The organism is Moraxella sp. CTOTU46934, from assembly GCF_031979465.1.
In the GTDB taxonomy this organism is placed as follows: Bacteria; Pseudomonadota; Gammaproteobacteria; order Pseudomonadales; family Moraxellaceae; genus Faucicola; species Faucicola tetraodonis.
Genome location: NZ_DALZEG010000002.1, coordinates 163,111 through 175,331 on the forward strand (window position 1 = coordinate 163,111; position 12,221 = coordinate 175,331).

Genomic DNA, 12,221 nt, shown 5'->3' on the forward strand with positions numbered 1-12,221 from the left:
AACCTCACACACCCAACATGGTGCGACAAACGCACCTGTTGCTTAACTTCATAACGTTTAACCATTATGACCCAGACCATGCCTCACAATCTTGACGATCATACCCCCATGATGCAGCAATATCTCACCCTAAAAGCGGATTATCCCCATGCCTTGGTGCTGTACCGGATGGGCGATTTCTATGAGCTATTTTTTGATGATGCCAAGCTTGCTGCCGATATTTTGGGCATCACCTTGACCCGACGTGGCAATGATAAACAGGGCAATACCATCCCGATGGCAGGCGTGCCGTTTCATTCGGCAGACGGCTATATTGCTCGGCTGATTAATGCCGGGCAAACCGTGCTGGTCTGTGAACAAGTTGAAGAAGAAAAGACTGAAGACGAGCCTGAAGAAAACATTGTAGCAAAAGACACTGCAGCCAAAAGCATAGCAAAAAAAACCAGCAAAACAAAAGCCAATGCCGCTAAGATTATGGAGCGTAAAGTCGTCCGTACCTTGACCGCAGGGACGCTGACCGATGATAGCCTTATCACCCAAGGACAAACGCCAACGGTCGTCGCGATCAGCTTTGCCAAACAGCAAATGTCGGTGGGATTGGCACAGCTGGATTTGGCACAAGGGCAAATTCGCGTCACTGAGCTTAACTGCGACAGCCATACTGCACTACAAAGCGAGCTTGCTAACGCGCTCGCCCGCTTTGATCCCAGTGAAGTGCTGATAGATGAACAGCTGTCTGAGGCATGGCAACATTTTTTGCAGGATTGTCTGAGCGCAAATAGTCCAACAGCTAGTCTGCCGCCGATTTTGTCACAGCCGCACAGTTATTTTCTGCCCAATAACGCCCTTGAACATCTGACCCAGCATCTAAGCGTCACCACGCTGGCAGGGTTTGGCATTGAGCAAAAACCGCTTGCCATCTCATCGGCATCGGTTGTACTGCATTACGGCAAACAGACACAGCAAGCTGATTTACGCCATATTCGTAGCCTACAGCTCGAGCATAACGGCGATTTTTTGCAGCTTGATACCATCAGTCAGCAAAATTTGGAAATTTTTAAACCCGTGTTGGCATCGGGTATTTCGCTGTTATCGGTGATTGATCATTGCCAAACGCCGATGGGCAAACGCGCTTTAGTGCATCATTTGCGCCGACCGCTACGCAATGTCACCCTGATTAACCGCAGGCTTGATGCGGTTGAACAACTGATGCAATTGCCGATAGCAGCGTTTGAATTGCTTAAACAAACATTAAGCGAAATCAGCGATATCGAACGCATTGGGGGACGCATTGGCTTGGGTTCAGCAAAACCGACCGATTTGCTAAAATTGCGTCTGAGCTTGGCGCAAGCGTTAGCGTTGTCAAAGCAGTTGCAGCAATATTTTGATTTTAACAACATAACGACGCTAAGTGCTGATACACCTTTGCTTGCCATGCTCAGCAAACAGCTACCTGACTTAGCCTTAACTGATAGTTTTGCCAATATCCATGCCTTGCTAGAGCAAGCGATTGTCGATGAGCCGCCCGCCCACATCCGTGATGGCGGCATGATAAAAAAGGGCTATGACCCACAGCTTGATGAATTGCAGAATCTGCATGGCAATATCGAGCAAACTTTGGAAGCATTGGCGGTGCAAGAGCGGCAAAAAAACAACCTGCCCATGCTCAAAGTGGGCTTTAATAAAGTGAGCGGATTTTATTTTGAACTCAGCGCGCTACAAGCCAAGAACGCGCCTGAATATTTTACTCGCCGTCAAACGCTCAAAAATGCCGAACGCTTTATCACGCCAGCGCTCAAAACCATTGAAGAATCCTATTTATCGGCTCAAGGGCAAGCGTTGACCCTTGAAAAACGTATCTATGAAAATCTGCTCCATCAGCTCAAGTCGCAGCTTGGCGAGCTGCAGCGCCTTGCCAAAGCGATTGGGTATTTGGACGTACTTGCCAACTGGGTCAGTCTAACGCGTTTGCAGAATCGTTCTACTCATAGTAAAAACTGGTGCCGCCCGTTGTTTAATACCACTGATGATACCGCAAGCCTCCATATCCAAGGCGGACGCCATATCGTGGTTGAAGCAGGTCAACAGCGTCAAGCTCACCATCAGACGGCATCGCTTGACCCATTTGTCGCCAATGACTGTGTCATGGGAACAGCCACCCAACTTGAACGCTTGATGCTCATCACAGGACCCAATATGGGCGGTAAGTCCACTTACATGCGTCAAACCGCTCTTATCGTACTACTTGCTTGTTGTGGCGCGTATGTCCCTGCGCAGTCGGTGACGCTCGGTCGTATTGAGCGGATTTTTACCCGCATTGGCTCGGCAGATGACTTGGCAAGTGGTAAATCAACCTTTATGGTCGAGATGATTGAAACCGCCAATATCATGAACCAAGCCAATGCCAACTCATTGGTACTCATGGATGAAGTCGGTCGTGGCACCAGCACCCAAGATGGTCTAGCGATTGCGCATGCGTGCGTGAATTATTTAGCAGAAAAAATCGGCTGTTTGACCCTATTTGCTACCCATTATTTTGAGCTCACTGAACTGGCTGAGCGCCACCCCAAAATGTTTAATCAGCACCTTGTCACCCAAGAAATCAATGGACAGTTACTGCTATTGCATAAAATCGCACCCGGGGCAACGCATCGCAGTTTTGGACTGCATGTCGCCAAAATGGCAGGTTTGCCGCAAGATTTATTAGCCCAAGCGCAATATTATTTGGATAACCAAAGCGAACAAAAAAGCTTGCCCAACAATTCTTTACCCTATCCACCAAAAGACGAGAAACAAATGGGTCTGGATTTGCAGAGTGCCGCGGCTGACTATCAAACGTTGAAGGCTGATGAATATAAACTTACTCAACAACTAAACGCCCTAAACCCTGACGAGCTGACGCCGAAACAGGCGTTAGAATTTATTTATTCATTAAAGGAATTGTTAAAAAAAGCGTAACGCGCTAAAATAATACGATTGTATTTTTTATGCTTTTAACATTTGTGCAACTAAAAAAAGGTAGCCACCGCCATGACTTTCGTCGTTACTGATAACTGTGTTCGTTGTAAATATACTGACTGCGTTGAAGTCTGTCCTGTGGACTGTTTCTATGAAGGTCCGAATTTTTTGGTCATCCATCCTGATGAATGTATTGACTGTGCGCTGTGTGAGCCAGAATGTCCTGCCAATGCGATTTTTTCTGAAGATGAAGTGCCAAAAGGTCAAGAAATATACATCGAACTGAATGCAGAACTCGCCGAAAAATGGCCAAACATCTCAGCCATGCATGACCCACTACCCGATGCCAAAGAATGGGATGGCGTACCCAATAAACTACAATATCTTGAAAGATAGCCCTTCTAATATACGCCAGTTAGGGGATTTTTAGCAAGATACTATAAACAAGATGCTATAAATAAGATGCTATAAACAAGATGCTAAAAAACAGCATATAGAACGAGGACGGCAATCAGTGAATATTGATTGCCGTTTTTATTTAGCCGCTTTAGCTTATTCTCTTTAGCTTAACCTATTTTTTTACGAATTGATTATGAAATAAAAAACGCGCTATGGATTAGCGCGTTTTTAGTGTCACAACAGCATCAGCCTTTAACGGCACTGCCCCAAACTGGCACCACGGTTTGCATCAATGGTTTTAACAGTTTGATATTTGCCGCAAAGATAGAACCTGTTTGCATCGCATTGTGTGCGCCTGTATGGTCAACCACAGTACCGCGCGCTTCAGTGACAATCAATTCACCGGCGCAGATATCCCAAGGTTTGATAGACATTTCAAAATAACCATCAAACCGTCCTGCTGCTACATATGCCAAATCTAACGTGGCTGAACCCACACGGCGCACTTGACCGCCTTGTTCGCAGATTTTTTGTAAGCTTTCAAAATGCTCTTTGGCATACGATACTTTACCTTCCGCGCGGTTACGCTCAAGCGGATGACCTGTGGTAAAAAAACCGCCATCAATGGTTTTATGCTCACTGACGCTGATACGGCGCTGGTTGAGACGCGCGCCTTTACCACGACTGGCTGAGAACATCTCATCACGCACTGGGTCATAGATGATGCCGTGTTCGGTGACGCCATTTTTTTGCACACCGATTGAGACACAAAAATGCGGCAAACCATGAATAAAGTTGTGGGTACCATCTAATGGATCAATGACCCAGCACCAGTCTTTATCATTGCCCTTGCCTTCTTGTAGCCCAAATTCTTCGCCCAAAAACGAGTGGGTTGGGTAGCTTTCTTTGAGCATCGCGATCAATAATTCTTCGCTGTAACGGTCGATTTGGGTCACCAAACCATCTAAGCCTTTGCTTTCAATCGTGAACTCTAGCTTGTGACGATTGTTGTGTGCATTTAAAATCTCTTGACCTACTTTTTGTGCAGCGCGGGCTGCCATGACGACCATCGGTTCCATAATTGACCTTTTGTTGAAGGATAAAAATCTAAAATTTATGACAAAATCGTTTGCATCTGTTTGACCACACCCGCGACATCTAGCCCACAATCGGCTAATTGCTGCTCAGGGCTGCCATGCGCGATATATTTATCGGGGATACCGATATTAAGTAGCGTTGGCAAGGTTTGGCTTGTTTTTGCTGCTTGGGCAACGAGGTATTCATTGACCGCACTACCGGCACCGCCCATGATTTGGTGTTCTTCAAGGGTAACAATGGAGCAGTTTTGCGCCAATAGAGTATCCAGTAATTCGCTGTCTAACGGTTTAACAAACCGCATATTATAAACAAAAAACGTCGTCGTTGGGTAAGTTTCGGCTAAGTTTTGACACGCCGTGACCGCCGTCTTTACCATGGTACCAAAAGCAAGCACCGCAACTTTTTTCGTCACGTTGCTCGTATCTGCTCCAGTGGCTTCGATAGTCTGCTCAAGCGCTGCCTTACCGATTGGATAAATCGCTTGGTTTTTATCAATTTCTGCCCCAATGCCATTACCACGTGGATAACGCACCGCAGAGGGTCCAATATGCTCATAACAAGTATTAAGTAAGTTATAACACTCATTCTCATCTTTGGGACAAGCAATCACCATATTGGGCACAGTTCGCATAAAGGCGATATCAAACACCCCCGCATGAGTCGCACCGTCTTCACCGACCAAGCCCGCACGGTCAATGGCGAACATCACGTTGAGATTTTGCAAAGCCACATCGTGAATCAGTTGGTCATAGCCACGTTGTAAAAATGTGGAGTAAATCGCGACAATCGGTTTGACGCCTTGGGTTGCCATACCACCCGCTAGCGTCACTGCATGTTGCTCGGCAATCGCCACATCAAAAAATTGGCTGGCAAAGCGCTTGGCAAATTCGGTCATGCCTGAGCCTTCAGCCATCGCAGGGGTGATTGCCATCAGTTGTTTGTCTGTGGCGGCTTTATCGCAGATAAACTCGCCAAACACTTGCGAGTATTTTTTGGCGGGGGTGGCTACAGTAGCTACGGGCTTTTGGCTGTCAACTGGCACAGATTTTTCTTGCGCTGGGTTGATTTTCTTAAGTTTGGTAATGGCATGATAAGTAATCGGGTCACATTCTGCCGGTAAAAAGCCTTTACCTTTCACCGTATGCACATGGACAAGCACCGCACCTTTCAACTGCTTGACCCGTTCAAATACTTGAGTCAATTTGGCAACATCATGCCCGTCAAACGGTCCAAAATAATGAAAACCGATGGCTTTAAACAAGTTTTCAGGGAACACTTCATCAATGAGTTTATTGGCGATTTTCTCAGGTAATGTCTCTAACTGAGAGGGTTTTGGAATACCTTTTTCTGCCAATTTTTCGACAATTTTATTGGGCAGGCGCGAGGTCCAGTCATCTAAAGCTTCGTTTGCCATGTGCAAATAATGACGAATACGGCGGTCTTCACTGGAGATGACGCGCTTGGTAAAAATCGCATCGCCATTTTTATCGATATCGACTGCCAAACCACGCTGCCAAAGGGTGGCTAAATGTTTAGAAAATCCGCCCGTTGCCTGTGAGATTGACATGTCATTATCGTTGAGCACCACAATCAAATCGGCATTTTGCTGCACCGCGTCATTCATCGCTTCAAACGCCATGCCGCCTGTCATAGCACCATCACCGACGATGCTAACCACTTTGTCATGTTTGCCTAAATAGCGCATAGCAAGCGACATGCCCAGCCCTGCAGAAATCGCCGTCGATGAATGCCCAACGCCAAAAGTATCATACTCAGACTCATGACGCTCAGGGAAAGCGGTCAGCCCATGTTGGCTACGAATGGTGGTAAGCTTGTCACGGCGACCCGTTAAAATTTTGTGGGGATAGGCTTGGTGCCCTACGTCCCAGACAATTTGGTCTTTGGGTGAGTTAAAGACATAATGCAGTGCAATGGTCAGCTCAACGACGCCAAGGTTAGAACCAAAATGCCCGCCGCTGACGCCCGTTGTATACAGCAAAAACTCGCGCAGTTCATCGGCTAATTGCTGCAATTGCGCGGTACTCATTTTTTTTAGGTCAGCAGGACTGTCCACCCCATCGAGCAGCGGCGTATGCGGCTTTAGCATAGGGATGGTATCAAAGTTTTTTAATGAGTAGTTTTGGTTAGCTATTTTAGTTTTTGACATATCTTGGCTGACACTTTTCATTGCTTACAGGCACTCGATGAGCCTTGTTAACACAGGTGAAAAAAATAAATGGTAAAACGCACAATGACTATTAACACCTTATTGTTGGCACAAAATTGGCACAAGATACGGGCACAAAGTTGACAGACTGCCAAAGCGTTGGGCGCTTGAAAATCTAGGTGGCTAAGCTAGTATTACCAGCTTTGAATTGCCAATGTGGCGCATGAATGTGGCATAATAGCATTTTTTTGTTGATTAAACATCAAACCTCGCTATTTTAGATTGTATCTTATAGCTTCTATAAAGTTTAGCTTAGCGCCTTGAATTTTTGATAAATTTTGACAAAAAAGTTACCTCAGATAGCATGCAAGCCTAGCTTGCGGCTTATTGATAAGATGCGTAATGACGCTATCCTTCTTGATATTTTAATCAATGCCTTCATGTAAAGGGCACTTTTATTTTTGGGTTTACCGACTTGGTTCAGTTGTTTGGGTCAGTTGGTCATTTTTTGGAGTAGTGGGTGTCGTATCAATTTATCACGCAAGCAACCTTACCAACAGCGCATGGGCTATTTGATATTCATGTGTTTGAAGATACGGACGACACGGCACGCGATGCGCTTGGCAATCGCAAACATGAACACGTCATGCTGACGGCAGGCTTGCCCACGGCCGATAAATCCAAAATCCCATTGGTACGTATTCATAGCGAATGTTTGACAGGGGATGCCTTTAGTTCGCTTAAATGCGACTGCGGACCTCAGCTCAATGCCACCATGCAGATGATTCAATCTTATGCTAAAGATGGCGGCTGCGGAGCGATTTTATATTTGCGCCAAGAAGGGCGCGGGATTGGACTGACCAATAAAATCCGTGCTTACGCATTGCAAGACCAAGGACATGATACGCTTGATGCCAATTTGCTGCTCGATTTACCTGCCGATGCTCGCACCTATGAGATGTGCAAGCCGATGCTTGAGCATGTCGGTGTGGATAAGGTAAAGCTGATAACCAACAATCCCAACAAAATTGAGTATCTCAATGATATTGGTATTGAAGTGGTAGCGCGCGTACCGCTGTTGGTGGGTGTCAACCCGCACAATGAGGCCTATCTCAACACCAAAAAAGAGCGCATGGGGCATATGATTGAGAATGAGTGATAAACACTCATTCTCATAAAATGCTAGAACATTAATTTTTTGTTTTTTTACAATAAATTAACCCCGAGTACATTCAGCATCATTTTTGCTCCCACAATCAGCAGCAGACCACCAAACATGCGTTTTAAGGTGTTGGCAGGCAATTGGTGCGCCAATTTTGCCCCCACTTTGGCAAATAAATAACTCATCACTGAAATACACAAAAACGCAGTGATATGCACAAAGCCAATCGCCTCAGCGGGCAAGCCCTGTACATCTTTACCAAAAAACATAAACCCGAGCGCCCCCGCAATGGCAATCGGTAAGCCACAGGCTGCTGACGTACCCACCGCTTGTTGCATGGTCAAACCAAAACGGCTCAAAAACGGTACGGTAAAACTGCCACCGCCAATACCAAAAATCGCCGATGCTGCCCCAATGAACCCGCCCACTCCTGTTTGTACAGGCGCAGATGGCAAGTGAGTGGTCGCGATAACTTCCGATTTTTTAGCCAAAAGCATTTTTAGCCCCATAAACAGCGCCATGCCAGCAATCAAAAACGCCAAGACCTTACCATGCAATAAATCTGCGATATAAGCACCAACAAAACTACCAACCACCAAGCCAATTGACATATTGCGCCATACATCCCAGCGCACGCCACCGCGCTTATTGTGCGATTGCATGGAGCTTATCGATGTCACCACAATCGTGGCAAGCGATGTCCCTACCGCCAAATGGGTAATGACATCGCTTGGATAGCCATACGCTTTAAAAATCGCCATCAGCACAGGTACGATAATCAATCCGCCACCGACACCAAACAGACCCGCACAAGTGCCAGCAAATGCCCCCGCCAGCAAAAACCACAGATACATCATTTTTTGCATTTCCTTTGATTAAAAATAGCGTTAGTATAGCAAACTTATCTTTTTGTCGTTTGTAACATTGTGCCTAAGCTTATGAACCCAACCCTATGTAACCATCCCCATGAGAATTGATTCGCTTTGCCATACCCATTTAGCCAGCACCCACTCAACCAACAGCCAGCTGATTGAGTGGATGGTGCTAAGCTATCAAGCGCAGTCGCCCACCGACCATAACCGACCGCATTTTAGCCGACCCCATTTACTCACTGCTGATACCCAATCAGGCGGACGTGGTCAACATGGCAGAACATGGCAATCACCGCTAGGCAATGTTTATTTATCGCTGTATGTGCCGACACAAGCCTATGCATTGCCGCAAAATCTTTGCTTATCTTATCGATTAGATGGTCGCTTGTCACTGTGCGTGGGTTATCAGCTCAGTCAAATACCTATCATAGAACACATCAATCAAACAAGACTGGCAAAGCATTTGCCAACCATTGGCGTCAAATGGGTGAACGATGTGGGTTTTTATCAACCACAAGACAACCTACCTGACCAATTTCAAAAACTCTCGGGTATTTTGATAGAGCCTGTCAATGTCGCAGGTCACATGCTAGGGGTCGTTGTCGGTGTGGGGGTCAATATTGCCCATGCCCCTGTGCTGACCGAGCAAACCCAAGAAGGCTTAAACTACCAAGCGATAAGCCTGCAAGATTTGACAGCGCAGCGCTTACAGCCCCGTGAATTTTATCAGCCTGTTACCGATGCCATAGCTAGTGCGATTGGGCAATTTAATCAGCTGCAAGCGGCTGAAGCAAGCGAGCAATTTATCCATGATTTTTCCCAAAAAGACGTATTAAACAACAAGCATTTGCAAATTTATAACGCCTTATCTGAGCAATCAATAACAGGCATTGCAGTAGGTATCGATGCGCAAGGCTGTCTATTGATTGAGCAAGCAGATGGCAGCACACAAACGATTTGGACAGGCACCATTCAAGTTTTGGATTCAGCCGTTTCATCGTTGCAGGCAAATAAACACAAATAAAGCATCCCATTCAAAGGCTATTATTTATGACAAAACTTTGGCTAGACTTGGGTAATACCCGCTTAAAATATTGGCTCACGGACGATAGCGGTCAAGTGCTCGATCATGCCGCTGAGCAGCATTTGCAAGCGCCTGCCGAATTGCTCAAAGGGTTGACCTTTCGGCTTGAACGACTCAATCCTGATTTTATCGGGGTGTCATCCGTGCTCGGACAAGCCGTCAATAATCACGTTGCAGAAAGCCTAGAGCGATTGCAAAAACCGTTTGAATTTGCCCAAGTCCATGCCAAGCACGCGCTGATGTCGAGCGACTATAACCCCGCCCAACTTGGCGTTGACCGCTGGCTACAAATGCTCGGTATCATTGAGCCTAGCAAAAAACAATGCGTGATTGGCTGCGGCACTGCCGTTACCATTGATTTGGTCGATCAGGGTCATCATTTGGGGGGCTATATTTTCCCCAGTATCTATTTGCAGCGCGAGTCGCTATTCTCAGGAACGCGCCAGATTAGTATTATTGATGGCACTTTTGATAGTATAGATTCAGGCACCAATACCCAAGACGCGGTGCATCATGGTATTATGTTATCCATTGTCGGGGCCATCAATGAAACCATTCATCGCTACCCACAATTTGAAATCACCATGACAGGCGGTGATGCCCATACTTTTGAGCCGCACCTATCAGCCAGTGTGGAAATTCGGCAAGACTTGGTATTGGCGGGGCTACAGCGTTTTTTTGCCGCGAAAAAATAACCCTAAAAACCAAAACTAGAAAATTCCTTAATTGTTATATCCCTAAAAAAGTCATACAAAAAAAAGGGGTTAATTACCCCTTCTTTTATACCCAATCAGTGATTTAAACCGTTGCCACCATCGGGGCTTCACGTTCAACTTTTAATTTCAAAATGCGCGATGTTGAAGTTTCTAGAATGGTAAACTTATAGGCACCGATATCAATGGTTTGATTGACTTTTGGGGCATCGGTCAGCTGCGAAATCAAATACCCGCCAATGGTGAACTGATCGGCATCGAGTAGAAAATCTGGATCGTCAAGCTCCAAACGTAGTTGGTGCAAACTTGCTGTGCCATTCACAATCCAATAATCGTCATAGGGGATAATTTCTAAGGTTTCATCTTCATCAGGGAACTCACCTGCAATCGCCTCTAGCACATCAAGCGGTGTCACTAATCCTGCGACTTGACCGTATTCATCAATCACCATTGCCAAATTACCTTTGGCTTTTTTGAGCATATTGAGCAGTTTTAGATTGTCAATGCTCTCTGACACAAACACAGGCTGCTGCTTGTTAAGTAAGGGTTTAATGGCGGTTTCAATATCTGCGACATTGTTATCGAGCAAATCCAAAAAGTCTTTGGCGCGTACTACCCCAAGCACTTTATCAATGGTATCTCGGCACACAGGGAACAAACTATGCGGCGTATCAAGCAATTGCGCGCGCATTTCTTCGCGGCTACCGTTGATATTGACCCAAGAGATATCATTGCGCGGCGTCATGATGGTATGTACATCGCGCTCATTAAGCGCTAGTACGCCACTAATCATATAACGCTCTTCTTGTGCAAATGGCATACTATCAAAATCAAAATGTTCTGAATTATTCTCTGGGGTAACCGCTTCTTCGGTTTTACCACCCATTAAGCGTAAAATCGCATCGGCGGTACGGTCACGAATCGGAATTTGATTTTCATATTTGGTTTTATTGCGTTTGGCTACTTGGTTAAACACTTCAATCAAAATTGAGAACGCAATCGCCGCGTACAAGTAACCTTTTGGCATATGAAAGCCTAGTCCTTCGACAATTAAACTAAAGCCAATCATCAGTAGGAAACTTAAGCATAAAATCACCACAGTCGGGTGACGACCGACAAACTCCGTCAAGGCTTTGGAAGCAGCCACCATCAATACCATGGCAATGATCACTGCCGCCATCATGATTTCAAGGTGTTTTGCCATGCCTACGGCGGTAATCACCGCGTCAAACGAGAACACTGCGTCCAAAATCACAATCTGTGCGACAACCGCCATAAACCCAGCTTGCACTTTGCTTTGGTTGGTATGTTCAGGTTTTCCTTCTAGCCGCTCATGCAGCTCAGTGGTTGCTTTAAACAGCAAGAACACCCCGCCTACCAATAAAATAATATCGCGAACCGATAAATCAAAACTTCCCAAGGTGAGCACAGGATCGGTTAAGGTAATGAGCCATGAAATCATGGATAAGAGCACCAATCGCATGAGTAGTGCTAGACCTAGACCTAGATTACGGGCTTTAGCGCGCTGGTGCGGCGGGAGTTTATTGGCTAAGATGGCAATAAAGACAAGATTATCAATACCTAAAACAATCTCAAGAATGACGAGCGTCGCAAGGCTTAACCACGCTGACGGGTCAGATAGTAGTTCTAACATAGTGGGTCAGTTATTCTCTTGTTATGAGGGTCAAAAAATCAACAAACAGCAAAAACGAAAAATCAGCCGTTACCTTAGCAAATCATAGCAGAAAATCAATGATAATTTGTGTCT

General features: G+C 45.8%; 9 protein-coding genes. 5 read left to right on the top strand and 4 right to left on the bottom strand.

Annotated elements, in window-relative coordinates:
* The first annotated feature begins 66 nt into the window (after positions 1-66).
* Complete coding sequence (mutS, locus tag RTN07_RS03290; protein ID WP_312175702.1) at positions 67-2,958, top strand: DNA mismatch repair protein MutS; 2,892 nt, start codon at positions 67-69, stop codon at positions 2,956-2,958.
* Positions 2,959-3,030: 72 nt separating this feature from the next.
* Complete coding sequence (gene fdxA / locus RTN07_RS03295) at positions 3,031-3,354, top strand: ferredoxin FdxA (protein ID WP_312175705.1); 324 nt, start codon at positions 3,031-3,033, stop codon at positions 3,352-3,354.
* A 248-nt stretch (positions 3,355-3,602) separates the two neighbouring features.
* On the opposite strand, the gene RTN07_RS03300 is transcribed toward fdxA, so the two are convergent.
* Positions 3,603-4,436, bottom strand: coding sequence for an inositol monophosphatase family protein (locus RTN07_RS03300; protein WP_312175707.1), 834 nt, complete (start codon positions 4,434-4,436; stop codon positions 3,603-3,605).
* A gap of 35 nt (positions 4,437-4,471) precedes the next feature.
* Positions 4,472-6,622, bottom strand: coding sequence for a 1-deoxy-D-xylulose-5-phosphate synthase (locus tag RTN07_RS03305; protein ID WP_312175709.1), 2,151 nt, complete (start codon positions 6,620-6,622; stop codon positions 4,472-4,474).
* 520 nt (positions 6,623-7,142) lie between these two features.
* On the opposite strand from RTN07_RS03305, the gene ribA reads away from it, so the two are divergent.
* Positions 7,143-7,781, top strand: a complete 639-nt coding sequence (ribA, locus tag RTN07_RS03310) for a GTP cyclohydrolase II (protein ID WP_312175711.1) — start codon at positions 7,143-7,145, stop codon at positions 7,779-7,781.
* 47 nt (positions 7,782-7,828) lie between these two features.
* Here the strand turns inward: ribA and RTN07_RS03315 are convergent, their stop codons facing one another.
* Complete coding sequence (locus RTN07_RS03315; protein WP_065253498.1) at positions 7,829-8,641, bottom strand: sulfite exporter TauE/SafE family protein; 813 nt, start codon at positions 8,639-8,641, stop codon at positions 7,829-7,831.
* A gap of 109 nt (positions 8,642-8,750) precedes the next feature.
* On the opposite strand from RTN07_RS03315, the gene RTN07_RS03320 reads away from it, so the two are divergent.
* Both RTN07_RS03320 and RTN07_RS03325 read left to right on the top strand, forming a co-directional pair.
* Entirely contained in the window at positions 8,751-9,680 is a 930-nt protein-coding gene (locus RTN07_RS03320; RefSeq protein WP_312175714.1) for a biotin--[acetyl-CoA-carboxylase] ligase, read from the top strand.
* Between the two features lie 26 nt (positions 9,681-9,706).
* Positions 9,707-10,435, top strand: coding sequence for a pantothenate kinase (locus tag RTN07_RS03325; RefSeq protein WP_219299085.1), 729 nt, complete (start codon positions 9,707-9,709; stop codon positions 10,433-10,435).
* Between the two features lie 103 nt (positions 10,436-10,538).
* On the opposite strand, the gene RTN07_RS03330 is transcribed toward RTN07_RS03325, so the two are convergent.
* Entirely contained in the window at positions 10,539-12,107 is a 1,569-nt protein-coding gene (locus tag RTN07_RS03330; RefSeq protein ID WP_312175718.1) for a TerC family protein, read from the bottom strand.
* Positions 12,108-12,221 lie beyond the last annotated feature (114 nt).